Origin of the sequence: Lachnoclostridium sp. MSJ-17 (genome assembly GCF_018918205.1) — a bacterium.
GTDB lineage: Bacteria > Bacillota > Clostridia > Oscillospirales > Acutalibacteraceae > Ruminococcoides.
In genome coordinates, this window is the sequence record NZ_JAHLQB010000056.1 from 38,768 (window position 1) to 64,376 (window position 25,609).

Annotated in this window: 24 protein-coding genes; 19 read left to right on the forward strand and 5 right to left on the reverse strand. The window is 52.3% G+C overall.

The window, feature by feature from the left end; genetic code table 11:
• The first annotated feature begins 31 nt into the window (after positions 1-31).
• Together KQI64_RS04910 and KQI64_RS04915 are read left to right on the forward strand one after the other, a co-directional pair.
• Positions 32-1,120: a hypothetical protein gene (locus tag KQI64_RS04910; RefSeq protein ID WP_216523617.1), complete on the forward strand. Its 1,089-nt coding sequence runs from the start codon at positions 32-34 to the stop codon at positions 1,118-1,120.
• A gap of 146 nt (positions 1,121-1,266) precedes the next feature.
• Positions 1,267-2,982, forward strand: a complete 1,716-nt coding sequence (locus KQI64_RS04915) for a MutS-related protein (protein WP_216523618.1) — start codon at positions 1,267-1,269, stop codon at positions 2,980-2,982.
• Between the two features lie 50 nt (positions 2,983-3,032).
• Here the strand turns inward: KQI64_RS04915 and KQI64_RS04920 are convergent, their stop codons facing one another.
• The 3 genes from KQI64_RS04920 to KQI64_RS04930 form a co-directional block, all read right to left on the reverse strand.
• Positions 3,033-3,557: an S-ribosylhomocysteine lyase gene (locus tag KQI64_RS04920; RefSeq protein WP_216523619.1), complete on the reverse strand. Its 525-nt coding sequence runs from the start codon at positions 3,555-3,557 to the stop codon at positions 3,033-3,035.
• A gap of 111 nt (positions 3,558-3,668) precedes the next feature.
• A complete protein-coding gene (locus tag KQI64_RS04925) occupies positions 3,669-3,929 on the reverse strand; it encodes a hypothetical protein (protein WP_216523620.1) in 261 nt (86 codons plus the stop codon).
• A gap of 3 nt (positions 3,930-3,932) precedes the next feature.
• Entirely contained in the window at positions 3,933-4,478 is a 546-nt protein-coding gene (locus KQI64_RS04930) for an NADH peroxidase (protein ID WP_216523621.1), read from the reverse strand.
• 181 nt (positions 4,479-4,659) lie between these two features.
• On the opposite strand from KQI64_RS04930, the gene KQI64_RS04935 reads away from it, so the two are divergent.
• The 9 genes from KQI64_RS04935 (at position 4,660) to KQI64_RS04975 (ending at position 14,377) form a co-directional block, all read left to right on the forward strand.
• On the forward strand, positions 4,660-5,202 hold the full coding sequence (locus KQI64_RS04935; RefSeq protein ID WP_216523622.1) for an N-acetylmuramoyl-L-alanine amidase family protein: 543 nt from the start codon (positions 4,660-4,662) through the stop codon (positions 5,200-5,202).
• A 74-nt stretch (positions 5,203-5,276) separates the two neighbouring features.
• Entirely contained in the window at positions 5,277-5,939 is a 663-nt protein-coding gene (locus KQI64_RS04940) for a lactate utilization protein (RefSeq protein WP_216523623.1), read from the forward strand.
• Positions 5,939-7,255: an RsmB/NOP family class I SAM-dependent RNA methyltransferase gene (locus KQI64_RS04945; protein ID WP_216523624.1), complete on the forward strand. Its 1,317-nt coding sequence runs from the start codon at positions 5,939-5,941 to the stop codon at positions 7,253-7,255. The genes KQI64_RS04940 and KQI64_RS04945 overlap by 1 nt, the downstream gene beginning before the upstream one ends.
• Complete coding sequence (rsmA, locus tag KQI64_RS04950; RefSeq protein ID WP_216523625.1) at positions 7,252-8,103, forward strand: 16S rRNA (adenine(1518)-N(6)/adenine(1519)-N(6))-dimethyltransferase RsmA; 852 nt, start codon at positions 7,252-7,254, stop codon at positions 8,101-8,103. Before KQI64_RS04945 ends, rsmA begins: the two co-directional genes overlap by 4 nt.
• A gap of 1 nt (position 8,104) precedes the next feature.
• A complete protein-coding gene (locus KQI64_RS04955; RefSeq protein WP_216523626.1) occupies positions 8,105-8,350 on the forward strand; it encodes a hypothetical protein in 246 nt (81 codons plus the stop codon).
• 156 nt (positions 8,351-8,506) lie between these two features.
• The gene (locus KQI64_RS04960) at positions 8,507-11,110 is read left to right on the forward strand and encodes a cation-translocating P-type ATPase (RefSeq protein WP_216523627.1); all 2,604 of its coding nucleotides are present in this window, start codon (positions 8,507-8,509) and stop codon (positions 11,108-11,110) included.
• 47 nt (positions 11,111-11,157) lie between these two features.
• A complete protein-coding gene (locus tag KQI64_RS04965) occupies positions 11,158-11,697 on the forward strand; it encodes an inorganic diphosphatase (RefSeq protein WP_186834177.1) in 540 nt (179 codons plus the stop codon).
• Positions 11,698-11,813: 116 nt separating this feature from the next.
• Positions 11,814-12,314: an RNA polymerase sigma factor gene (locus KQI64_RS04970; RefSeq protein WP_216523628.1), complete on the forward strand. Its 501-nt coding sequence runs from the start codon at positions 11,814-11,816 to the stop codon at positions 12,312-12,314.
• Positions 12,315-12,319: 5 nt separating this feature from the next.
• Positions 12,320-14,377: a beta-propeller domain-containing protein gene (locus tag KQI64_RS04975; RefSeq protein WP_216523629.1), complete on the forward strand. Its 2,058-nt coding sequence runs from the start codon at positions 12,320-12,322 to the stop codon at positions 14,375-14,377.
• Between the two features lie 44 nt (positions 14,378-14,421).
• Here KQI64_RS04975 and KQI64_RS04980 read toward each other — a convergent pair whose 3' ends face one another.
• Complete coding sequence (locus KQI64_RS04980; RefSeq protein WP_216523630.1) at positions 14,422-14,628, reverse strand: hypothetical protein; 207 nt, start codon at positions 14,626-14,628, stop codon at positions 14,422-14,424.
• Positions 14,629-14,701: 73 nt separating this feature from the next.
• On the opposite strand from KQI64_RS04980, the gene pgeF reads away from it, so the two are divergent.
• The gene (pgeF, locus tag KQI64_RS04985; protein ID WP_216523631.1) at positions 14,702-15,532 is read left to right on the forward strand and encodes a peptidoglycan editing factor PgeF; all 831 of its coding nucleotides are present in this window, start codon (positions 14,702-14,704) and stop codon (positions 15,530-15,532) included.
• Here the strand turns inward: pgeF and KQI64_RS04990 are convergent.
• Positions 15,524-16,468 carry an RluA family pseudouridine synthase gene (locus KQI64_RS04990; protein WP_216523632.1) on the reverse strand — a complete coding sequence of 315 codons (945 nt, stop codon included), beginning with the start codon at positions 16,466-16,468 and terminating at the stop codon, positions 15,524-15,526. The genes pgeF and KQI64_RS04990 overlap by 9 nt on opposite strands.
• Positions 16,469-16,703: 235 nt before the next feature.
• Here KQI64_RS04990 and spoVM point away from each other — a divergent pair, with 235 nt between their 5' ends.
• The 7 genes from spoVM (at position 16,704) to KQI64_RS05025 (ending at position 25,607) form a co-directional block, all read left to right on the forward strand.
• On the forward strand, positions 16,704-16,796 hold the full coding sequence (gene spoVM, locus KQI64_RS04995) for a stage V sporulation protein SpoVM (RefSeq protein WP_216523633.1): 93 nt from the start codon (positions 16,704-16,706) through the stop codon (positions 16,794-16,796).
• Between the two features lie 150 nt (positions 16,797-16,946).
• Entirely contained in the window at positions 16,947-19,712 is a 2,766-nt protein-coding gene (locus tag KQI64_RS05000; RefSeq protein ID WP_216523634.1) for a dockerin type I domain-containing protein, read from the forward strand.
• 115 nt (positions 19,713-19,827) lie between these two features.
• Complete coding sequence (locus KQI64_RS05005; protein WP_216523635.1) at positions 19,828-21,354, forward strand: DUF3794 and LysM peptidoglycan-binding domain-containing protein; 1,527 nt, start codon at positions 19,828-19,830, stop codon at positions 21,352-21,354.
• A gap of 12 nt (positions 21,355-21,366) precedes the next feature.
• Complete coding sequence (gene spoIVA / locus KQI64_RS05010; protein ID WP_216523636.1) at positions 21,367-22,845, forward strand: stage IV sporulation protein A; 1,479 nt, start codon at positions 21,367-21,369, stop codon at positions 22,843-22,845.
• A gap of 175 nt (positions 22,846-23,020) precedes the next feature.
• Positions 23,021-23,461 (forward strand): OadG family transporter subunit, encoded by a 441-nt coding sequence (locus tag KQI64_RS05015; RefSeq protein WP_216523637.1) that lies wholly within the window; start codon positions 23,021-23,023, stop codon positions 23,459-23,461.
• A gap of 25 nt (positions 23,462-23,486) precedes the next feature.
• On the forward strand, positions 23,487-24,719 hold the full coding sequence (locus KQI64_RS05020) for a sodium ion-translocating decarboxylase subunit beta (RefSeq protein ID WP_216523638.1): 1,233 nt from the start codon (positions 23,487-23,489) through the stop codon (positions 24,717-24,719).
• Positions 24,720-24,869: 150 nt separating this feature from the next.
• Positions 24,870-25,607: a YveK family protein gene (locus tag KQI64_RS05025; protein ID WP_216523639.1), complete on the forward strand. Its 738-nt coding sequence runs from the start codon at positions 24,870-24,872 to the stop codon at positions 25,605-25,607.
• Positions 25,608-25,609: the final 2 nt, after the last annotated feature.

Below are 25,609 nucleotides of genomic sequence, written 5' to 3' on the forward strand. Positions count from 1 at the left end.
AAGAGGCAATCACTAAAAAGGAGGCAAAGGTATGAAAAAAACACTTGCGGTGATCTTGTCCGCAATGCTTATTGCGGCTTCGCTTTCGGGCTGCGGCGGACTGAGAATGCTCAATAACCTGCTCGGTGACGACGGAGAGGACTTTGAGGACATTGACGTGACGGACTATGTGCCCTCAACCGAAGAACCGTCAACCGGGTGGACGTACTACCCCGAGGGGACTCAGGCTCCCGAGCCCGAGAATGTAAGCGTAAGACCCGCGGAGTGGGCGGCTGTACAGTGGGAGCCGTATACGTGTGAGTATTTCACATTGCAGATACCGAGCGGCTGGCAGGTCGAGTGGCAGGGCGACGCTAATCAGCTCGCGTGGAAGGCTACGAGTCCCGACGGCAAGATAGGCTTTTTCAATCAGGATCACGCCTACGCCGCCAAAGACGCGTCGATGGCGTCGACGCTCGGCTTTAATATTTCGCTGTCCGATGGAACGGTACAGGAGTATTTTGAAACTCTTTACAAGGACACCACCGATTACTTCACCGTGCAGAATTCCTGCGTTCCCGGCAACAAGGATTTGATACAGTCTATCCGTCCGTACACGGCGATCAGGGATTATCAGGCTCTCTACGCGACCTTCAAGGAAAACGGCTGGGAAGGCGAGGGCGTATACTCTGCTGTTATCATGGATTCAAAGGACGTTATAATCAGGGGCTCAAACTACGGCGCGTGGGAGATAAACTGCATCTGCACCCAGTGGGCGCCTATGGGAAGTCTGGTAAACTGGTCTCAGGTTATCGGCACGATAGCGAAGTCCTTCCAGTACACCGACTACTATATTAAGCAGTGGCAGCAGATCGCGCAGTCTGTGACGGAGCCGAAAAACACCATAAATGACCCCGACCCGGTTATGGAGGCGTTTGAGGAGAGAAGCAAATCAGATACCATTATTCAGGAGAAGCGTTCCGATATGCTCGAGGAGTACGAGCGCGTCTACGACAACAACACCGGTGAGATCTACCGCGCGTACAACGGATTTTTGGACGACATGGGCGACCAGAACCGTTATGTGCCTATCACAGACAACCAGTACACCGAGGGATATGTCGGCTGGATAGATAAATAGTATATCATAAATGCCTTCGCGGGCTGATTCTTCCGCGAAGGCTTTTTTGATATCCTTAAAAAATAAAAATCTTCAGACGAAATTCAGATTTATCATGTATAATAGAGCTGTAAACAAAAAAGCTTGTAAAAATATCGGAGGTTATTATGGATTTCAGCTTAATGGAGCCGCAGAACGCAGAGCACTCTTACACGACTTTATCAGACGAGGCGATCAACGACCTTTCACTCGACTTTATTCTCGACGCGCTGACAGAAAAGCGCAGCGAACGTCCCGTTCTCCGCGGTATGCTGTCAAAGCTGCCGACAGACCCCGAGACTATCCGCTACCGCCGCGATATTTTTGAGGATTTCCTGCGTTTTCCGAAGCTGAGAGCCTCGATGACGGAGCTTGTGATGAAGCTCGCGGATCTGCGCGACCTCGAGCGTTTTCAGATGGACAGCAACGACTCAGTGCTGTGGACTCTTGTCAACCGCCTGCGCGCGATCGACGAGTACATGACCTGCATCACGATGATCAGGGACTGCCTGACCGGGCTTGATATTCAGTCCGAGGGCATGTGCGCACTGCGCGATATGGTTACCTCCATTCCCGAGGAGAGCGGCTTTGACGCGCTTAAAGCCGACGTCGACGAGATGATGAGCAAGGCGCGTGAGGTCAAGAGCATCACGATCGGCGTTAACCTCGACTCCTTCCTCCGTCCCGAGTACGCGGGAATCGTTTCGCTCAACGACACAAAGTATTCAAATCCCGGTCTGATGAGCCGCTTCATGAAGTTCACTGAGGGAAAGGACAATCTCCACAAGGGAGTCGACAACAAGAGCCGCCGCTTTCACCCGTCGAATCCGAATAACTCAAAGGGAACCTTCGCGGGTCTGATGGTTGACGCAGCTGCGGCGACGGCAGTAAACCACAACAGCAACCATATCGACGCTGACAACATCACCGGAAAGGACGCGCTGTCGGACGCGCTGCGCCATCAGGTGTCCGATATCATGAGCCGCACCGTTGCCGACATCAAAAACACACTCAGAAAGCACATCAGCGTCAACGCCTATTCTCTCACGGGAATAATGCCCGAAGTCCTTTTTTACAACCGCTGGGCAGAGCTTACGGAAAAGCTGATCGCCTCGGGAATGCCGATGTGCAAGCCCGGAATCCTCAGCAGTGAGGAGCGCAGCTGCACCTTCAAGGATGTCTACAATCTCAAGCTCGCGATAAACAAGATGCGCGGCGAGGAAATCAATATCATCACCAACGACTTCGATTTCAATGATGAGCGCCGCATATACATTCTAACGGGACCCAACCGCGGCGGAAAGACTATCTTCACTCAGGCGATAGGAATCGCGATGCTCATGGCGCAGTGGGGCGTGTACATTCCCGCAGGCTCAGCTGAAATCAGCCCGTGCGACAATATCTTCACGCATTTTCCCGCAGACGAGAACGAGACCGTGGATCTGGGCAGACTGGGCGAGGAGAGCCAGAGGCTTTCAAAAATTTTCAAGACCGCGACAAGACACAGCCTTTTGCTGCTCAACGAGAGTTTAGCCACAACCAGCGTCGCCGAGGGCGTGTTCATCGCGAAGGGCGTCGTAAAGTCCATGCGCTACCTCGGAGTACGCTCGATTTTCAACACGCATATGCACGAGCTTGCGACCTCTGTCGGCGAGATAAATGAAGCTGTAGAAGGTGAGAGCCGAGTCGAGAGCCTTATCACTGGCATACACGGCGGCGAACGCAGCTTCAAGGTCATCATAGCACCGCCTCAGGGCGTAAGCTACGCCGCCGACATCGCCAAAAGATACGGCGTCACCTTTGAGCAGATCAAGAATGACATCGACGGCAGAAGCGCCGACTGATAAAAAAATAAAAATCCACTGTCACAGCGACGGTGGATTTTTTGTATACATCAGGAATCAAAGAAATTCTGTCCTTCTCCGGTAACGAGCCTTTCGGTTTGCGGGTACTCAAAAATTGCCGGATTATCCGCGTTTTCTTCAAGATATGCAGCAAATTCCGAGGCGTACCATTTCGCCATATTGAGGTTGTGCATCAGGTAATTGCCGCAGCTCACGGCTGTAGCTCCGGGAACCTCCTGCGATTCATTCACGGACTTGAAAGCGCCGAGCAGCAGACCGTAAATCTCACGCGGAGAACGATTGCCCTTTAATATAAGGTAAAAGCCCGTCAGACAGCCCATAGGACCCCAGTAGATGATCTCGTCCTTCCAGTCGTTGTCATTTCTGAGATATGTAGCGATGATGTGCTCGAGCGAGTGCATAGCCGCCACGTCGATAACGGGTTCTCTGTTAGGCTTTTTCAGTCTGATGTCATAGGTCGTGACCGTGCCGCCGCCGACCTCGTCAACGCGGCTGACAAAGATGCCCGGGACAATGGCTGTGTGATCCACGGAAAAGCTCCGTATTAATTTCATACGCGTATTTCCTTTCTGATTGATATTTACTATAGAATTATATCACAACGGCGGTGAAATATCAATACGCCCTGCCCACGGAAAAAGGAGCGGGATCACTCCCACTCCTTGTCAGAAAAAGTTCCGTTTTACCAAAAAGAACGCCAATGCGAGAAACACCAGCCCGATAAGCAGGTAGGCGAACATTACCGACAGGTCAAAGCACGATACTGTAATCAGACCTATGCCTGAGATAATGTAAACAGCCGTACAAATTATGACGCTCCTTTTTGTCGCGGCGCGCTTGAATCCCTTTACTGTCTGTTGGAACAATAAAACCGCGCCGGCGAGAAATCCGATTGCAAGAACGCAAATCAGTGCAAGCGGTATCATAGCTTAGCCGAAGTATCTCTTGAGCAGTCCCTTGAAGCCCGCGCCGTGTCTTGCCTCGTCCTTTGCCATTTCGTGGACGGTGTCGTGAATAGCGTCGAGACCTGCTGCCTTCGCTCTCTTTGCGAGGTCGAACTTGCCCTCACAGGCGCCTGCCTCAGCGTCGGCGCGCATCTTGAGGTTCTTTTCGGTGCTGTCGGTCAGAACCTCGCCGAGCAGCTCGGCAAAACGTGAAGCGTGATCGGCTTCCTCAAAGGCGTATCTCTTGAACGCCTCGGCAACCTCGGGATAACCCTCTCTGTCAGCGACTCTCGCCATAGCCAGATACATACCGACCTCAGCGCACTCGCCCTCAAAGTTAGCTCTCAGATCCGCGATGATATCCTCGCTTGTGTCGTGCATTTTGCCCTCGCCGAGCTTGTGGACGGTAGCGTACTCAGCCTCAACCTCCATCTTCTTGAACTTGGAGGCAGGCTGCTTGCAGACGGGACAAGCCTCAGGCGGCTCGGGTCCCTCGTAAACATAACCGCATACGGTGCATACCCATTTCATATTGACATTTCTCCCTTCAAAATAATTTACAAAATTCAGGATATAAAATCCATTTATTTCAATCATCTTAACACAAAAACCTTCTAATTTAATTGCATTTTAGAATTATAACGAAGATTACCGCAACATTTTTTCACTGTCCGCATATACTGTACAACCAAATATGAAAGGGAGTACAGTTATGCCTAAAATTTACCTCAGTCCGTCCGCCCAGGAGTTCAATCATTACGTCGACGGCGGCAACGAGGAATACTACATGAACCTTGTCGCCGACGCAATGGAGCCGTATCTCATTGCGAGCGGCATAGATTTTTCGCGCAATCCGCCCGAAATGCCGCTCTGGAAAATCATCAACGACGCGAACGGTCAGGACTACGACCTTCATCTCGCGATCCACAGCAACGCTTCGCCCGATGCTCAGGCTGGCAAAAACACCGGAGTGCAGATTTACTACTACCCGACAAGTACGCGCGGAAAACGCTTCGCTGAGATAATCGCCGAAAACTACCGCCCGATTTACCGCGAGCCGATGAACATAAAGCTCGTACCCGACGCCAAGCTCGCCGAGCTTCGAAAGACAAAGGCGCCTGCCGTGCTGATCGAGACCGCCTACCACGACAACCGCGAGGACGCGCGCTGGATACGCGATAATCTCGACAACATAGCCCGCGCTCTGTCAAAATCCGTCGCCGAGTATTTGAACGTACCTTTTAAAGAGCCGTAAAAATCACGTCTGCGTCTTGCGCTCGTGCGGATTTTGCGGTATAATTAGGAAAAACAAAAAAGGGCGTGATTATCATGACTGACGAATTAAAGGCAAGAATCGAAAAAACGATGCAGAATCTCCGCCGCAACCGCATGGAGGCGTATTACTGCGAGAACAGCGCCGAGGCTCGCGAGCTTGTCAAGACGCTGATAAGCAAGGGCGACGTTATCTCAAACGGCGGCTCCGTTACACTCAAGCAGACCGGCATTTACGATATTATCAGTTCATCCGATTACAATTACCTCGACCGCTCGCGCGAGGGCATCACCCGCGAGGAGGTTGAGGAGGTATACCGCAAGACCTTCTGTGCCGACGCGTTTTTCACAAGCTCCAACGCCGTCACCGAAAACGGCGAGCTTTATAATGTCGACGGCAATTCTAACCGTGTAGCGGCTATTCTCTACGGTCCCAAGAGCGTTATCGTCGTCTGCGGCGTGAACAAGCTCGTCAGGAACATCGCTCAGGCTGTCGAGAGAGTCAAGACAAAGGCGGCGCCGCCAAATACCGTCCGTCTCGGAATCGATACCTACTGCGCGAAGTCGGGTCAGTGCGTTTCTCTGAACAAAGAAAACCCGGAGATGTGCGAGGGCTGCCACAGTGACGGCAGGATCTGCTGCAACTATGTTGTCTGCGCGCAGCAGCGCCACGTAAACAGAATCAAGGTTATCATCATCAACGAGGAACTCGGCTACTGATGGAGGAGTTTCTCGGCAGAATGAAATCGCTGCTCGGCGGCGAATACGAAGAATTTTTAAAATACTACGAGGGTGAGAACTTCCGCGGACTTCGTGTGAACACCCTGAAGTGCACGCCGGAAAAGCTCAGGGAGCTTATCGGCTTTGAGCTTGAACCAACGCCGTTTTGCCCGAACGGATTTTATATCCCGGCTCAGGTGCAGTCGCTCGGCAACAGTCCGCTGCACCACTGCGGAGCGTTCTATATACAAGAGCCGTCCGCGACCTCGGCGGCGGAAATGCTCGGGGTCAGTGAGGGAGACTTTGTTCTCGATCTCTGCGCGGCTCCCGGCGGAAAGAGCACCCAGATAGGCGCAATGCTCAACGGCACGGGGCTTTTGTGGAGCAACGAGATCGTCAGGAACCGCGCTAATATTCTTTTATCGAATATTGAGCGGATGGGAATAAGCAATGCCGTTGTCTCGAACGCCCACCCTGAGCAGCTTTGCGAAAGGCTCGCGGGTATGTTTGACAAGGTACTCGTCGACGCTCCGTGCAGCGGCGAGGGAATGTTCCGCAAGAACGGCGAAGCTCAGACGGAGTGGAGCGTTGAGCATGTCCGCAGCTGCGCGGTGCGTCAGCTCAATATCCTCGAAAGCGCGAAAAAAGCTCTGAAACCCGGCGGCGTTCTGGTCTATTCGACCTGCACCTTTTCACAGGAGGAAAACGAGGGCGTGATAACACGCTTCTTAGATAAAAACCCGGACTTTGAGCTTGAGGACGCCGGAGTGAGCTTCGGCAGACCCGCTCTTGACTATGCGCGGAGGATATTCCCGATGGACGGCGGCGAGGGTCATTTTGCCGCAAGACTGCGCAAAAAAGGCGAGAGCGGCAGGAATCCTCTGCCCGTGATTACAGCAAAGACGGACAGCGAGGTTCTCGATTTTTACGACAGTTTGTTTGCTGACCGACCGTTCGGAGAGAATATCACTGTCTTGAAGGATAAAGTTATTATTCTTCCAAAGAATTATCAGCCCATAGACGGCGTGCCTGTACTGAGAGCGGGCGTGATTCTCGGCGAGATCGTGAAAAAGCGCATCGAGCCGCACCACAGCGCGTTTGCCGCGGCAAAGAAATCCGATTGCGTGAATGCGGTTGATTTTGATGCTGACAGCGCGGAAATTAAGGCGTATCTCCACGGAGAGGAGACCGCCGTGCCCGCGGACGTAAAGGGCTACTGCGCCGTCTGCGTCAGCGGCATGACAGTCGGCTTCGGCAAGGCTTCAAACGGCAGATTAAAGAATAAATACCCGAAAGGACTGCGGACACTCAGATGAAACGACTATCCGACATCGGCACAATTAAAGATATCCTTTCGCGCCACGGCTTCACGTTTTCGAAGGCGCTCGGTCAGAACTTTCTGATAAATCCGTCTGTCTGTCCGCGAATGGCGTCCTGCTCCGGCGCGGGCAAGGGCGTGGGCGTGATTGAGATAGGCCCCGGAATCGGCGTGCTCACGAACGAGCTCTGTCAGCTCGCGGACAAGGTCGTCGCGGTCGAGCTGGACAAGCGCCTTTTGCCGGTGCTCGACGAGACGCTCGCGGAGTATGACAACATTAAGGTCGTCAACGCCGACGTGCTCGAGCTTGACCTGAATCAGCTCATCAAGGACGAATTTGAGGGACTTGAGGTCGTGGTCTGCGCGAATCTTCCGTACTACATCACCTCGCCCGTGATCATGAAGCTGCTCGAGGACAGGCTTCCGATAACCTCCGTCACCGTAATGGTGCAGAAGGAAGCGGCGCAGCGTATCTGCGCTGAGGTCGGCTCGCGAATGAGCGGAGCTGTAACGGTTTCGGTCAATTATTACGCAAAGCCGCAGCTGTTGTTCGGGGTGAGCGCAGGCTCGTTCATGCCCGCGCCTAAGGTCGATTCGGCGGTAATCCGACTCGATATCCTGAAACAACCGCCCGTTCAGGCTGACGAGAAGCTTTTTTTCGCGGTTGTGAAGGCGGCGTTTTCACAGCGGCGCAAGGTCATCGCAAACTCGCTGAGCGCGGGTCTTGGCAGAAGCAAGGAGGAAATAACGTCTGTTCTCGGGGCGGCGGGAGTTTCGCCGACGGCACGCGCGGAAAAGCTCAGCTTAGAGGACTTCGCGGCGATAGCAAACGCGATAGGTGAATAATATGGGACAGAAGCAAAAAATGAACGCGCTGTTTATCATCGGCTTTATTCTCGCGATCATCAGCGTGGCTGCCGCGGGTGCGGCGGCGTATGTCGCTTATGAAATGAACAAGGAGGACATTGCGGCTATAATCGGAGGAGCCGCAGCGCTTGCCGCGTTTGTAGGGATCATTCTTGCGTATTGCAGCAAGCCGAGGGTAAAAAAACGCAAAAAGCATATTGACAACCCTGATGATGATGTGATATAATTGCATTGTTAAAGGGGAGTAGTTCGCGGCGATAGCCGTGGTATATTTCGTCAATCTCATACCCTCAGGGGTATCGGATATACACTAAAGAACGAGACTTTTATTGCGCATGGGTAACGTGCACAATAAAGGTCTTTATTTTTTGGAGGTAGTTTTATGGCAGACTGGTATCAAAAAACAGGAGAAGAGGCGCTTAAGCATTTTGACGTCACGACCGACGGTCTCAGCTCTGAACAGGCGGCTGAACGTCTCAAAAAAGACGGCGAAAACGTCCTCGCGGAGGGTAAAAAGAAAACCGTTTTGCAGGTATTCTTAAGTCAGTTCGCGGATCTGCTTGTGCTGATCCTCATCGCCGCGGCGATAATCTCGATGTTCTCGGGCAATATCGAGAGCACGATCGTTATTTTCGCGGTAATCATCATGAACGCGATCCTCGGCACCGCCCAGCACGTAAAGGCTGAAAAATCCCTCGACAGCCTCAAATCCCTGTCATCTCCGTCCGCCAAGGTTATCCGTGACGGTCAGAAGCTCGAGATCGACTCCAAAAAAGTCGTCGCGGGCGATATCGTTGTTCTAGAGGCAGGCGATCTTGTCGTCGCCGACGGCAGAATTATCCGCAACTATTCGCTGCAGGTCAACGAGAGCTCGCTGACGGGCGAATCCACCAATGTCGACAAGAACGACGAAACGTTAAGCGGCGAAACTCCTCTTGCTGACCGCGCTAATATGGTATTCTCCGGCAGCCTTGTCACCTACGGCAGAGCGCTTGTCCTCGTCACAGAGACGGGAATGAATACCGAGATCGGACACATCGCTTCCCTGATGAATTCCGCCAAGGAGAAAAAGACTCCGCTCCAGCAGAGCCTTGACAAGTTCTCGGGCAAGCTTGCGATCATAATTATGGTAATCTGCGCGGTCGTATTCGGACTTTCGCTCTGGCAGGGCAAGACTATCATAGACTCGCTGATGTTTGCCGTGGCTCTCGCGGTCGCTGCGATTCCCGAGGCGCTGAGCTCGATCGTCACCATAGTTCAGGCTATGGGCACACAGAAAATGGCTAAGGAAAACGCCGTTATCAAGGACTTGAAGGCGGTTGAAAGCCTCGGCTGCGTTTCGGTTATCTGTTCGGACAAGACCGGTACGCTCACCCAGAACAAGATGACCGTTCAGCGCATCTACATCAACGGCGAGAGCATACGCGAGGAGGAGCTTGACATACGTCTCGAAAGCCACCGCCGCCTGATTTACGACATGGTGCTCAACAATGACTCGAGCATTGTCGACGGCAAGGGCATCGGCGACCCGACGGAGTACGCTCTGATCGAAACCTCGCGCAGCATAGGTCTTGACGAGAATATTATCCGCGACACCCTCGGCAGGGTAGAGGAGGTTCCGTTTGATTCCGACCGCAAGATGATGAGCACAAAATACAAGCTCCACGGCGTGCCGCACATTCTCACAAAGGGCGCTCTAGACTCGATTCTCGACCGCTGCGTGAGTATTGCCACAAAGGACGGCGTGCGTCCGATTACAGACGAGGACAAGAAAATAATTCTTGCACAGAATAATAAATATTCCGAGGAGGGCTTGCGCGTCCTGACCTTTGCCTACAAGGAAAGCGACGAGGCTCTCTCGGTTGAAACAGAATACGACTACACCTTCCTCGGTCTTGTCGCGATGATCGACCCGCCGCGTGAGGAGAGCAAGGCGGCTGTTGCCGACGCTATCCGCGCGGGAATCAAGCCGATAATGATCACAGGCGACCACAAGATCACCGCTTCGGCAATAGCAAAGCAGATCGGTATCATGCGCGACGGCGACATGGCTGTCACGGGCATGGAGCTTGACGCGATGAACGACGAAGAGCTCGACCGTGTGCTCGAAAAGATCTCGGTCTACGCGCGCGTATCGCCCGAGAACAAAATCCGCATCGTCGAGGCATGGCAGCGAAAGGGCAATATTGTCTCCATGACAGGCGACGGCGTAAACGACGCGCCCGCACTCAAGAAGGCGGACATCGGCGTTGCAATGGGCATCACCGGCACCGAGGTCTCAAAGGACGCGGCTTCGATGATCTTGCAGGACGACAACTTCGCCACGATCATCAAGGCTGTCGCGAACGGCAGAAATGTTTACCGCAATATCCGCAACGCGATTTTGTTCCTGCTCTCGGGCAATATGGCGGGAATCCTCACCGTGCTCTTTACTTCGATCATGGCGCTGCCGGTGCCGTTTGAGCCGGTACATCTGCTCTTTATCAATCTTCTTACCGACTCGCTTCCCGCTCTCGCGATAGGAATGGAAAAGCCCGAGGGCGGTCTGCTTTCCCAGAAGCCCCGCGACCCCAACAAGGGCATTCTCACAAAGGATTTCACGGCTCTGATGTTCGGTCAGGGCGCGCTGATAGCGGTTGTCGTAATTATTGCCTTCTATCTCGGACTGCCCTACGGAGCGTCCGCTGCGGCTACAATGGCTTTCTCGACACTCACCCTCGCGAGACTTTTCCACGGCTTCAACTGCCGCAGCAAGCGTTCTATATTCAGCCTCGGACTTCTCAGCAACCTCTACAGCGTCGGCGCTTTCGTGCTCGGCTGTCTGCTGCTCGCTCTCGTGCTCTTCGTACCTGCGCTTCACTCCCTGTTCGTTGTGGAATCGCTTGACGGAATGATGTACGCCTATGTTGCGCTTCTTGCATTCGCTCCGACAGTCGTTATCCAGATTATAAAGGCTATTTCCGACAAGGTGAATAAAACCTCTTGACATAAAATTTGCCATAATTTATAATAGAAAAAAAAGGAGGTTTTTCCATGAACAATATCTGGCATGACATCTCACCTAAAAGAATTACCTGCGACCGCTTTTACGCAGTAATCGAAATATCAAAGGGCGGAAAAAATAAATACGAGCTCGACAAGGAGACCGGTATGCTCAAGCTTGACCGTGTGCTCTTTACCTCGACCCACTATCCCGCTAACTACGGATTCATTCCGCGTACATATGCCGACGACGGCGACCCGCTCGACGTTCTTGTCCTGTGCAGCGAGACCATTCTGCCAATGACTCTGGTAGAGTGCAAGCCCATCGGCGTGCTCAACATGATCGACAACAACAGCAAGGACGAAAAAATCATCGCTGTGCCGATCAACGATCCCAACTACAATACCTACAACGACATCTCGGATCTGCCCAAGCACCGTTTTGACGAGATCCGCCACTTCTTCCAGGTTTACAAGACCCTCGAGGACGACAAGGAGACCGCGGCTACCGAGATTTCGGGCGTAGAAAAGGCAAAGGAAGTAGTTCAGCTCTGCATCGAGAGCTACATTCTCGACTTCCAGCTCGCGTAAAAACAAAGGGCGCACCACCGGTGCGCTCAAATTTTTTTAAAATATTTCAAAAGCTGTGCAACACTTCGCCGTTTATTTGACACTATATATATGAACGAATTCGTTGGAGGACGGAAATGGACGGTAATAAATTAGTAAAAAAAGCCGCGGCAGGTGACAAGCAGGCGTTTGCCGCTCTGTACATAAGCTGCAAGGACAGCCTGTACCGCTACGCCTACTACAAGCTGCGTTCCGCCGAGGACGCCAAGGACGCGGTTTCAGCCTGTATCACGCAGGCGTACATGGGCATAGGCTCGATACGCGACGAAAGGGCTTTTTCGGCGTGGCTGTTCCGCATACTCTACCGCGAGTGCTGCGCGATCATCCGCAGAAAGGCTCAGATATCCTTTGCTGAGATCGACGAGAACCGCTATATACTTCCCGACGAGACATATATCCGCAGCGAGCTCAGCGAGGCGCTTGACAGCCTCGGAACAGAGGACAGGGACATCGTGCTTCTGTCGGTCGTCGCGGGTTATAACAGTCAGGAGATAGCGCAGATGTTTTGCATGAATCCCTCTACGGTGCGTTCGCGCCTGTCACGCGCGCTCGGCAAGATGAGACAGTTTTTGGAGTGAGTAATATGAAAAACGATTTTGATTTTATCAGGGAAAAATTTGATTCCGACGGCGTAAACGCGCCCGACGGCATAAACGAGGATTTGGTTCTGTCTGAGCTCGAGGGCGTCGAGCCTGTCAAGCCAAAGAAGAAAAAGACCGGTATGGTGCTCGGTATAACCTCGGCAGCGGCCGCAAGCGTCGCTGTGATAACCGCGGCAGCCTTCCTCGCGGTCAATCTTCTCGGCAAGCTTCCCGTGAGAAGCATCGGAACGCCTGTATCTGTCAGCGGAACCGCAAAGCTTCTGCAGTTCAATTCTCGCGACGAGGTGAAGAAGGCGGTCGGCAACGCGATGAAGTTCCGGGAAAATCTGTACAGCGGCGAGAGATATAACGTTCTTGACGGCAATGTGCTTGAGTACGGAGCTGAGGAAAAACTCAACTCCGACAGCTATTCTGCAGGCTCGGCAAACGGCTCTGCGTCAGGCTCATCGGGCGGTTCTTCGTCGCACAATTCGACCTATGTTCAGCACACGGGAGTCGACGAGGCGGACTGCGTCAAGACCGACAGCGAATACATCTACTACCTCGCGCCTGTTTCAAACGGAATGAAAAATCAGATACAGATCTACCGCGCGGCACGGAATGACACCGAGCGTGTGTCCGAGATTACTGAGCTTAACGACGAGCACTTCCGCGAGTTTTACGTATACGGCGACCGTCTTGTCGTCCTTGCCGACGATAACCGCAAAAATACCTCGACCGCAGCGTCGGTTTACGATATTTCCGACAGGAGCAAGCCAAAGCTTATCGATTCCTTCTCCCAGAGCGGAAGATATATTTCCTCGCGCATGATCGACGGCACCCTCTATATGGTGTCCGATTACTACGTATACGACGATGGCGATATTCCCGAGACCGGCAATTCAGGCGCGACTCCCGACGAGGTTCCCGCAAACTGCATTTATTCGGTGGAAACGCCCGCAGACAGCAGCTTTCTCGTTGTCAGCAGCGTCGATACCAAAAACGGCGCTAAGGTTCTCAACACGAAGTCGATTTTAGGCTCAGCCGATGATATCTACTGCAATCAGGACTACCTCTACGTCAATGCGACTGAGTACGAAGCAAAGTACTATAACCGCATACTGAGCAACAGCTTTGCGGGCAATTACTACGCGCCGACGGAGGTTAAGACGCAAATCGTAAAATTCAGCCTCAACGATGACCTCGACGCCGTGGCGAGCTGCTGTGTAAACGGCGAGATCAATAACCAGTATTCCCTCGACGAGCACAACGGCAATCTCAGAGTCGCTACAACTTCGATCAACGGCAAAAACAGCTTTGAAGTCAACAACCTCTATGTGCTCGATCCAGAGCTTAACCAGATCGGCGCGGTCGAGGGCTTTGCCAAGGACGAGAGCATCAAGGCAGTCCGCTACATGGGAGATACAGCCTACGTCATCACCTACGAGGAGACCGACCCGCTGTTCGTTATAGATCTGACAAATCCGTCCGACCCGGCAATCCTCGGCGAGGTCAAGATCAGCGGCTTCTCGACCATGCTCGTTCCGATTGACGAGAATACAGTCCTCGGCATAGGCTACAATACCGGAAACGTGTACTACACCGACATGGAGGTTCAGAACGGAATGAAAATTGTCACCTTCGACGTCAGCGACAAGAAGAATCCGAAGGTGCTCGACACGAAGGTCTTTGAGGACTATTACTCAGAGGTGCAGTACAATCCAAAGGCGCTTCTTGTCAATACCGAAAGAAACGACTTTACGATCCCGTTTTACGGCAGCGGCGACGGATACAGCGGCTACGACAGCTTTTCAGGGATAATCAACTTCAAGGTCGAGGACGGAAAGATAAATATTTTCGACGAGTACCGCTCTGAGGTATTTGAAAAGAACAATAACGCCGAGGTCAGCCGCTGCGTATACATCGGTAATACAATATATATGCTCGGCACCACGTGGCAGGATATTGATTACACCATCGACTACAGCGCGGATAAGTACTACGACGGCTATTATCTGCCCACTTGCAGCACCGCTATTGACTGGGTCGACTACAAATAGTATAATAAAAGGAGCCAACCGGAAGATTGGCTCCTGATAATTTATTAAAGCTTGAAATCCTCTATGGAATACGTACCTCTCAGGGTAATGCTGCGCGGAACGCGCATAAGCGGATCGTAGCTGAACGCTCTGCATTTGCCGTCCTGAATGCGCTTTGACTTTTTACAGCCCATAATTCCGTTTTCGAAAAAAGAATTTTCGCAGTATGAACAGTCGGGTGCGATATTTCTGCCGAACAGCTTGTTTTTCATTCTGAATCACCTCTGCACTAATAGTGTATCACAAGCGGGCATAAGTTTCAAGTAGAATTTTGGAGGGATACCGTTGAATTTTCACTCAGTTACAATGCGCCTTAATAACCCCGATACCGTGCCTTATCTCACGCATAATTCTTTATCGGAAATAAGTTTTATAAATCACGCCTTCTCCACCCGTCTCGGAGGAGCGTCTCAGGGCGAGTTCAGCTCGATGAACATGGCGTTCAACCGCGGCGACGACCCTGACGCGGTCACGGAAAATTACCGCCGAATCTGTGAGAGCGCGGGATTTGAGTTTGAGAGCCTGACTGCTTCTGCTCAGGATCACCACACCGTTGTCCGCGCCGTTACCCGCGAAAACCGCGGCGTCGGCATTTACAAGCCCCGCGATATGGAGAGCGTTGACGCTGTTATGACCAACGAGACCGGCGTTACGCTCGTGACCTACTACGCCGACTGCACGCCGCTTTTCTTTGTCGATACCGGGAACAAGGCTATCGCTCTCGCTCACGCGGGATGGCGCGGCACTGTGGGACGTATCGGCGAGAAGGTTATAAAGGAAATGGGCGAGAGGTACGGCACAAAGCCTGAGAATATCGTCGCCGCCATAGGCCCCGCGATCTCGGTCTGCTGCTACGAGGTAGATCTGCCGTGCGCGGAGCATTTCCTCGCTCTCAAGGATTTGCAGACGGAGAAATTCGTGTTCCCGAAGCAAGACGGCAAGTTCATGATCGACCTGCTCGAGACGAACCGTCAGATTCTCGCCGCAGCGGGCGTAAAGAACAAAAACATAACTGTCTCAGACCTCTGTACCAACTGCAACAGCGATCTGCTCTGGAGTCACCGCGCGACAAAGGGTCACCGAGGAACGATGTCAGCGTTTCTGTGCTTAAAATGACTTTGCAAACCACACGTCCCTGACCGAGAATTCCTTTCCGTTAAGGTAACCGAGCGAGCCTGAGTCCCCGGTGAAGTTGAATATCAATTTATAGCTGTAAAGCGCCTGATAGGGAAATCCCCCGGGCGCTTTTTTACGTCCGTACTTGCTGTCGCCGACAAGAGGGTGCCCGATGCTCGCCATGTGCGCGCGTATCTGGTGCGTCCTTCCTGTAAGCAGCTCGATTTCGACAAGGCTGTATTTGCCGTCGAACGAGAGAACGCGGTACTTTGTGCGGATCTCCTTTGAGCCATTGACCTCGGTTTTGTGAACCGTGACCTTGTTTTTGCTCTCGTTTTTCGTCAGAAATCCGCTGAGAATGCCGCTGTCCTTTTCCGGCTTGCCGTAAACAAGGCAGAGGTAGTATTTTTCGATTTCTCTCGTTTTCATCTTTTGGTTGAGTATGCGCAGAGCCTCCGCGTTTTTCGCGGCGATGACGATCCCGCCCGTGTTGCGGTCGATGCGGTTGACGAGCGCGGGAGAAAACGCCTTTTCCTCCTCAGGGTCGTATTCGCCTTTTTCATACAGGTAATGCTGCACGCGGCCTACGAGAGAGTCAAAGTGGTAGCTCTTGTCCTGATGCGCGATAAGCCCGGGCTTTTTGTCGAGCAAAAGGAGATTTTCATCCTCGTAAACGATATCGAGCTTTGACGGAGCCTTCATGAATTCATAGTGCTTTTCCTGTGCGGCTTCAAAGAACTCGTCCTTTATATAAAACGTCAGCACATCGCCTTCGCTGAGCATTTCGTCGGCAGCGCATCTTTTGCCGTTGCGCTTGACGCATTTTTTGCGGATATACATATACATCATTTTTTTCGGCATCGTGCGGAACCGCTTCTGCAGGAACTTGTCGAGCCTTTGTCCCGCGTCGTTTTTGCCTATCGTCAGTTCTCTCATATTAATCACCGCTCTTATCATACTGTAAAACCGCGAAAATTTCAAGCACACATTCGGCGTTACGGTATAAAATGACAGAGGGTGATACAGTGAGATGCAGAAAACAAAAGGTCCGCACCTGCCTTTGGTTCGGACTCGGTCTGCTTGTCGCGTCTGTGCTGCCGACAGAATGGGTGCTGTGCGTGGCGGCTGCCGCGCTTGTGCTCGTCAGTTTATCTTGTGCTCGGAGGTAGTTATGAAGGTTGTACTTATTGAAAATCCAAAGTTTTTCGCGGGACTGCTGAGAATGTTCTTCGGAATCAAAAAGGAGAAACAAACCGTACAGTAATAATACACAAATTCAAACCCCGTCAGATGTGCATTGTGACAAAAACTTTGCGCATCTGATTTTTTTATTGAACTTTCCAGCAAAAGCATTTATAATTAAATTGGTAATTTATATTGCGAATTATCGAGCAGTATTTAGGAGGTAATTAACATGAGAAACACAAAGAAGTTCATCAGCGTTCTGCTTGTCGCGGCGCTGTTGATCACAACCGTCGCTACAGCGGCGTTTTCCGTAAGCGCAGCGGCAGGCACACTCAGCTCGCATTACCAGACTAACCCCTCGGGCGGCGTCGGTAAGGCAGGCAGCATCACCATCGACGGCGATCTTTCCGACTGGTCGGAGGACATGGTCATCGCAACAAGCGCGGCTTGGGACTGCGCAAACCACTGGAAGGGCTCTCACGAGAACTGCCTGATAGACGCTTACGCGCTTCTCGCAGCGTGGGACAGCTCCAACCTCTACATCGGCATGCAGTACGTCAACACAACCGACACATGGCAGAACCCGGGTGACGCGTCCCTTATGGACGGCGGCAAGATCGGCGATCTTCACATGGTTCTCGCCCTCAGCGTAAATCCGTCATCAACAGGTCTTACCGGTAAGGTGACCGACGGCAAGTACATCTGGGGCGATCAGATCGACTACAGCGGCACCCATGTTGACCACCTGTTCTACATGAGCGCAAAGCCGGGCGCAGGCGTTCCCGGCCACTTCACCGTAGCGGACGCTGCGGGCAACACCAGCTACACCACCAACTGCGGCAGCTTCAAGGACGAAGGTATCGAGTACAAGATGGCTGACGGCAATGTTTGCAGCAGCATCTGGGGTCTCAACAATTCCGATTCACCCGACGACGTATTCTCCGACAGCTCCGACTGGGTAGACTACAAGACCTACAAGGGAAGCAAGGGTGTTCACGACACCAAGTACGACAGCTTCTATGAGATCAAGATCCCGTTCTCCGCTCTGGGCATCACCGCAAGCCAGCTCACCTCTAACGGCATCGGCGCCATGACCCTCTGCGGCAGAGGCGAATCTGCTCTCGACTGCTGTCCGTTCGACCCCTCAATGATCGACAACGTCAAGGGCGATTACGGCAACGACCCCAGTACCTCTCACGAGAAGGACGACCTCGACGCACTCACAGTACCCCTCGCGAGCATCGGCAAGGGCGGCGTAACTCCGCCTCCTCAGCCCACCACAGCTCCCGTAACGACTCCCCAGCCCACCACGGCTCCCGTAACAACTCCTCAGCCCACAACAGATCCCGTTTCCGACAAGACCGTAGTTAACGCTACATCCAACATCTGCGGCAGCGGCAGCGTTACCGCTACAGGCAGCACAGTAACAGTTACATACAACCTGCAGTCAGCTATGGATCTCGTAAACGGTCAGTGGAACCTGAAATACGACACCTCAAAGCTCAAGCTCAAGACCGCCGCGGCAAGTCTTATGCCCAACATCAGCGGCAGCGCGAATATTTACAACAACGTTGCATACGGCAATTTCTCCGAAATCAGCAATCCGTATGATTTCAAGACCTCAAAGCCGTTTGTACAGGCTGAATTCGAAGTAATCGGCAAGGGTACCGCGAGCGTCGCTCTCGACGTTCAGGAGCTTTCCGTAGGCTACAAGAGCGGCAGCACACTGAAATTCGAAAACGCCGTAAAGAACAGCCAGAAGCAGAATATCTCCTCGATTTCGGGCTTCAGCTCAAACAATGTCACCGGTTCGACCTCCGTTATCAACGGTACTCCCTCTGTTGACACAAAGCTCACTGTAAACGCGACCTCTAACTTCTTCCCGTCAAGCACCACTACCGCTACCAAGACAGGCTCTCAGGTTACGGTAAACTATATGTTCAAGTCCAACATGGATCTGCAAAACTCAGAGTGGACCCTTACCTACGACACCTCAAAGCTCAGCTACAACAAGACCGCTACCGGCAAAATCATGCCCAACGTAAGCAGCGTTGTTGCGAATGAGACCACAAAGGGTACGATCAAGGGCAACTACTCCGACACATCGGGAACCGATTTTGAGTCCGAGAAGGCGTTTGTAAGCGTGACGTTCGACGTGCTCGCATTCGGTACCGCCAACGTTAACCTCAATTTAGCGATTCTCGGAGTTGTCAACTCAAACGGAGATACAGGTTATCTTGTAGACAACAGCGTAGTTAAGAACCTCAAGGCGCAGTCAGGCTTCTCGGCTCTGAGCTATACGACCAACACAAAGTTCGGCAGCAACAACAAGCTTACCGTAAAGACCACTTCAAATTACTTCCCCGCGACCCAGAGATCACTTACAGACTCCTCTCAGGTCACCATTGCGTTCAAGCTTTCTTCCTACTACGAGCTGCTCAACGGCGAGTGGGAGCTCAGCTATGATACCTCAAAGCTCAGCCTGGCTTCTTCTCTTGGCAAGCTGCAGCCCAACGTAGGCGGCGCTACCGCGCGTGAGAATACAAAGGGCATCATCAAGGGCAACTTCTCCAACCTCAACCTCGACGAGTTCCTGAGAGAGAAGGATCTTGTAAACGTAACCTTCGACGTTATCGGCTCCGGCGAGACCACTGTCAATATGAACCTCAAGACTCTCGGCGTTATGAACGAGAAGAACAAAGAGGGTTATGTTGTCGACAACGGCAAGGATATGAACCTCAAAAATCAGTCCGGCTTTGGCAAGTCAAGCGTTTACGGCGTTTCTCTCGTAATGCCCAACGGCAGCACCGACCGCATCAAGGGTGATACAAACTTTGACGGCAAGGTTGACATCAACGATGTGACCTATATTCAAAAGCACGCTTCTGAATATGTTCTTTTCAATTCAGACCAGCTTTATGTCGGTGAAATGACAGGCGACGGCAAGGTTGACGTATCCGACGCTACTCAGATCCAGAGAATAATTGCCGGCTAAAAACAAATAATTCCACATTCACACGGCTGACCCTTCGCGGTCAGCCGTTTTTCTGTCATAACGCGTTTTTCTCCTTCATATAATGTTACCAACAAAGCAAAAGGAGAGAGAAAATATGGATTATCCTACGGAGAGGCGTTTTCTCAGCGCGCCCGCCGCGGTGCTCGATACCGTTGCCGAGCAGCTCGCGGACGTCGATCTGACGCTGCCCGATTACTGTCCCGATATTGAAAAGATTCTCAAATGCACCCTGATTCCCAAGCTGCATTCCAAATCCCTTTCGGGAGGACAGCTGAGGGTCGACGGAAGCTGCACTGTGAACGTGCTCTATGTTGAGAGCGCCGGAAAAACCATCCGCTGCTGTGAACAGAGCGTAAGCTTTTCGCAGAGCTTTTCGCTGCGCGATACGCCGGAAAACTATGTTGTCCTCACAAAAACCAAGCCCGAGTACATAAACTGCCGCGCTTTAAGTCCGCGCAGGCTTGTGATACACGGAGCTTTTTCGCTGTACGCCAAGGTGCTCTCTGTCGAAAAAAGCGAAATCTACTCGCCGCCCGAGGGACTTGAGGCGCTGATAAAGCCGGCGGTCTGCGCTGATCTGACGGCGCTTTGTCAGGAGCAGTTCACCGTGAGCGAGGAGATATCGGCAGCCGACAAGCCGCCGGTTGAATCGGTGCTACATTCGTCGGTAACGGCGGGGATCAACGACGTAAAGGCGGTAAAGGATAAGCTCATGGTCGGCGGAGAGCTGAATCTGAGAATGTTCTATCTTTGCGACGTTGAAACGGGTGAGACCGCGAAGCTCGACTATGTCCTGCCGTTTAATCAGATACTGGACTGCGACGGCGTTGACGAGGATACCCGCAATATCCTGTGCTGCGAGGTCATGTCGTATGACGTCCGCCTGAAAAACGATATTATGAGCGAGAAGCCGGTGATCGCGCTCGACGTTAAGCTCTGCCTGACCGAACAGGGTTATACAATGCGTGAGGAAAATCTGGTTTGCGACGCTTTTTCGGTCGGTTACGCCTCGGCGCCGCGCTTTGAAAGCCTCAATACCGTAACCGAGCTGCAGCCTGTTTCCGAGAGCTTCATCGAGAAGCTGCCGGTACGAGTGGACAGCGGAAAAATCGGGAAAATCCTCGATATTTACGCGGACAGCATTACTTTTGACGCCATGCCCGCCGACGGAAGGCTCGCTGTCAGCGGCAAGGTCAACCTCTGCATGCTCGCTCTCGACGGAGATGATTTTCCCATGTTCGTCGAACGCAGCTGCGGATTTTCTCACGCTCTTACAACGCCTGAGGGCTGCGACAGGCTATGCTTCGGCAAGGTCCGCGCGCCGGGACTGAGCTTCCGGCTCTCCGACGACAGCACAGCCGAGATCAGGGCGGAGCTGAAGGTGACAGGCGGCGCTATGAAGAACGAGTGTACCCGTGTTGTATCCGACGTGGAGGTTTTTGAGGATCAGCCGCTTCCGTCGGGCGGATGCGCTTTGACGCTGTATTTTGCCGGGGACGGAGAGAATCTCTGGAGCATTTCCAAGGCGCACAATACGAAGCTTGAGCTGCTGATGCGCGAGAACAACCTTGACAAAATCGACCTTGACAGCCCGCAGATGCTGTTGATCCCGAAGCTGTAAGGAGGAAAAGCGATGGAAGAGAAAAACGTATACAGAGACATTTCACGGCGCACGGACGGAGACGTTTACATCGGCGTCGTAGGACCCGTCCGCACGGGAAAATCAACGTTTATCAAGAGATTCATGGACACTCTCGTCCTGCCGAATATCCGCGACGAGAACGTATACCGCCGCACTATTGACGAGCTTCCGCAGTCGTCTGCCGGAAGGACGATAATGACGACGGAGCCGAAGTTTATCCCCGAGGAGTCCGTTGAGGTGGATTTAGGCGACAATGCCGCCTTCAGGGTACGAATGATCGACTGCGTGGGTTACCTTGTGCCTTCGGCTCTCGGACAGAGCGAGGAGGATTCTCCGCGCATGGTAAAAACGCCGTGGTCTGAGGACGAGATGCCTTTTGAGGAAGCGGCTGAGATCGGCACGAAAAAGGTAATAACCGACCATTCCACCATAGGCCTTGTAATCACTGCCGACGGCTCCTTCGGCGAGATCCCGCGGGAGGACTATGAGGAGAGCGAGCGGCGGGTAGCCGAGGAGCTGCGCGCGATAAACAAGCCGTTTATTATGCTTCTCAACTCAGCCGACCCCGGCGGTGAACGCGCGGCAGCGCTCTCAGAGGAGCTTTCCGCGCGTTACCAGGTGCCCGTACTGCCCGTAAGCTGCATGGAGCTGAGCGAAAACGAGATCAAGAGGGTGCTTGCCCAGCTTCTGTTCGAATTCCCCGTGAAGGAGATACAGGTAGATATACCCGACTGGCTGCTCACGCTCGAAAAGGAGCATTGGCTGAAATCGTCGGTGTTCGAGTCTATCCGCACAGCCGCGCAGGGCATGGAAAAAATCCGCGAAATACAGGACGCGCTCTCAAAAATCCGTGACTGCGGCAATATATCCGAAGCAACGCTGGATTCTCTCGACCTCGGAACGGGAACCGCGAATATTTCGGTATCGCTGGAGCCGGGGCTGTTTTACAAGGTACTCTCCGAAAAGACGGGGCTTGAGATCTCCGATGAGCGCGAGCTTTTGGAGAATATGGAGCTTCTTTCGCAAAAGCAGAGCGAATATGACAAGATCGCTCAGGCTTACGACCAGGTCAGGGAGACCGGCTACGGGATTGTAATGCCGACAATTGACGAGCTGACGCTCGACGAGCCGCAGATCATCAAGCAGAGCGGAAAGTACGGCATACGCCTCAAGGCAAGCGCGCCGTCTATTCACCTGATGCGTGTCGAAACGCAGACCGAGGTCACGCCGATAGTCGGTTCCGAGCAGCAGAGCGAGGAGCTGGTTTCATATCTGCTAAAGGAATTCGAGGAAAGCCCCGAAAAAATCTGGGAGAGCAATATCTTCGGAAAATCCGTTCACGAGCTTGTAAACGAGGGACTGCACAACAAGCTGAGCCGTATGCCGCCCGACGCCCGCCGCAAAATAGGGGAAACGATAGAGAAAATCATCAACGACGGCTGCAACGGATTGATTTGTATCATAATCTGACGCGCAGTAAATGCCAAGGCTAATGCTTTGGCATTTTTTTTGCATTATTTTGGGAGCGTTATTATTTTTTATATAAATCGACGAAAAACGCAACGGCGCTGATTTGTTATTGAAAAAAATGCTGAATTAAAGTATAATATCAATGTATGCAAATTTACTTTTTGGAGGTTGTTTTATGGTACTTAACGGTATTGGGTTAACGCAGCTTGCCGCGGCAGAGCTGTCGCTCGCCGAAAAGGGTATCGCTTCCGCAAAGGTTATTCTTACAGGCTTTGTGGTAGTTTTTTCGGTGCTGCTTCTGCTTATCGGCGTAATCAAGCTGTACAGCTTTATCGTCGGAAAGGCTCAGGGCTCCGGCGGAACAAAAAAGAAAAAGAAGGAACAGACGCCTCCCGAAAAGAAAAAGGTCACGGCTGAGATTTCCAGGCCCGCTGAGCCAAAACAGGCTCCTCCTGCCGCGGACGGTATTCCCGAAGAGGTCGTAGCGGTTATCGCCGCAGCTGTCGCGACGATGTACGGCGGCACGGGCAGGGCAAAAATAAAAAGCATCAAAAAGGCAGGCGGACGTTCCGCGTGGGCAAACGCGGGCGTGCTTGACAATACCCGCCCGTTTTAAGGCTTGGAAAGGTTCGGTTTAGTTTATGGAAATATTAACAGGTTTTCTTGACGCGATCAAGGGCATTTATGAAAGCTCGGGCTTGGTCAGCCTGGGCTGGCAGAATTACGTAATGATAGGCATTTCGTGTTTTCTGTTGTATCTCGCGATAAAAAAGCAGTATGAGCCGCTTCTGCTGCTTCCCATAGCATTCGGAATGCTGCTCGTCAATCTCTATCCCGGGATCATGGCGGCTCCTCATATCAATCTGGTTGAAATACAGAGCGCCAACGACCCCGCAGCCACAGGGCACGTCGTTCAGGAGATAGGCGGAAAGATCTACTATGAGGATCCCACCTATGGCGGACTGCTCTACTATCTCTATCAGGGCGTAAAGCTCGGAATCTATCCTCCGCTCATCTTCCTCGGCATCGGATGTATGACCGATTTCGGACCTCTTATCGCAAATCCCAAGAGCCTGATTCTCGGCGCCGCGGCTCAGATCGGTATCTTCATCACCTTCACGGGCGCGATTTTCCTCGGCTTCACAGAGTCTGAGGCAGGCGCTATCGGCATTATCGGCGGCGCTGACGGACCGACTGCTATCTACGTCACCACAAAGCTCGCTCCGCATCTGCTCGGCTCGATCGCTATCGCGGCGTATTCCTACATGGCGCTTGTGCCCATTATCCAGCCGCCTATCATGAAGCTCCTCACCACAAAGAAGGAGAGAGGAGTTGTAATGGAGCAGCTCCGTCCCGTATCAAAGCTCGAAAAAATCCTTTTCCCGATCATTGTTGTTATCCTGATCGCGATTTTCCTGCCCGACGCGGCTCCTCTTGTCGGTATGCTCATGCTCGGAAATCTGTTCAAGGAATCGGGCGTTGTCGAGAGAATCGCCAAGGCTGCTCAGAACGAGCTGATGAACATTATCACTATCTTCCTCGGCACGACGGTCGGCGCTACTGCCTCGGGCGCGAACTTCCTCAAGCTTGACACACTCAAGATCATCGCCCTCGGTCTCATTGCGTTCTGCATGGGCACGGCGTTCGGCGTTCTGTTCGGAAAGATCATGTACAAGCTGACAGGCGGAAAGATCAATCCTCTTATCGGCTCCGCAGGCGTTTCGGCTGTTCCCATGGCAGCCCGTGTTTCACAGAAGGTTGGTCAGCAGGAGAATCCCGGAAACTTCCTTCTGATGCACGCTATGGGCCCGAATGTTGCAGGCGTTATCGGCTCCGCGGTAGCCGCGGGCGTGCTGCTCAATGTTGTCGGATAATAATTTTTGATAAAGGGAGCTTCGGCTTCCTTTATTTTTCTGTGTTTTGATTTGTATAATTCTATTACGGAAATATAACTCGGATAATATGATATATAATTCTAAGGTGTGAAACTATGCGACAGATTTTTTCACGGAAGGAGATATTAAATGCCCAAGAATATAACAATACAGAGAATATTAGGCGTACTCCTGCACAGAATCAGATTTATCGTGATCGTTGCGCTTGCGGCGGGTTTGCTGACATTCCTTTATACGAATTTCTTTATTACCCCGCAGTACACCTCCTCAACAATGATATTTGTGCAGAACTATAACAAAAAAGATACATCATCCGACAGCTCTGCCAACAAATCAGACGCAGACGCGTCAAAAAACTCCAATTCCAGCTCAAACGAGAGCAACAACGAGGTCGCGCAGAAGATTTTTAACTCCGATATCAGCGGTTCGTCAACTCTGGCGAAAATCTGCGTCACTCTGTTCCAGAACTCCGATAAGATCACAGCTCTTTACAGCGGCTGCAACGTCGGGTTCTCAACCGTTGACGGCACCTTTTATATCAATGTCAATGTATCGGGCAGCGATCCCGAGAAGTGCGCGAACGTCGCCAACCAGATAGCGGATATGTGCAACGAGGTTTTCCACGATAACTTCATGTACGGTCAGCTCGGTATTATCCGTACCGCTAAGGCTCCTTCCGCTCCGATTTCTCCGGACAAGATGAAAAACACGCTTATCGGCTTCGCGGTAGGACTTGTGGCTGCCTGCCTGATTTCAATTCTGCTAGAGCTTATCGACACAACTATCAAATCCGATGAGGATCTCTCTGAAATCTACAAGATTCCCGTATTCGCTGAGATTCCCGATTTTAACACGGGAGGTAAGTAAGA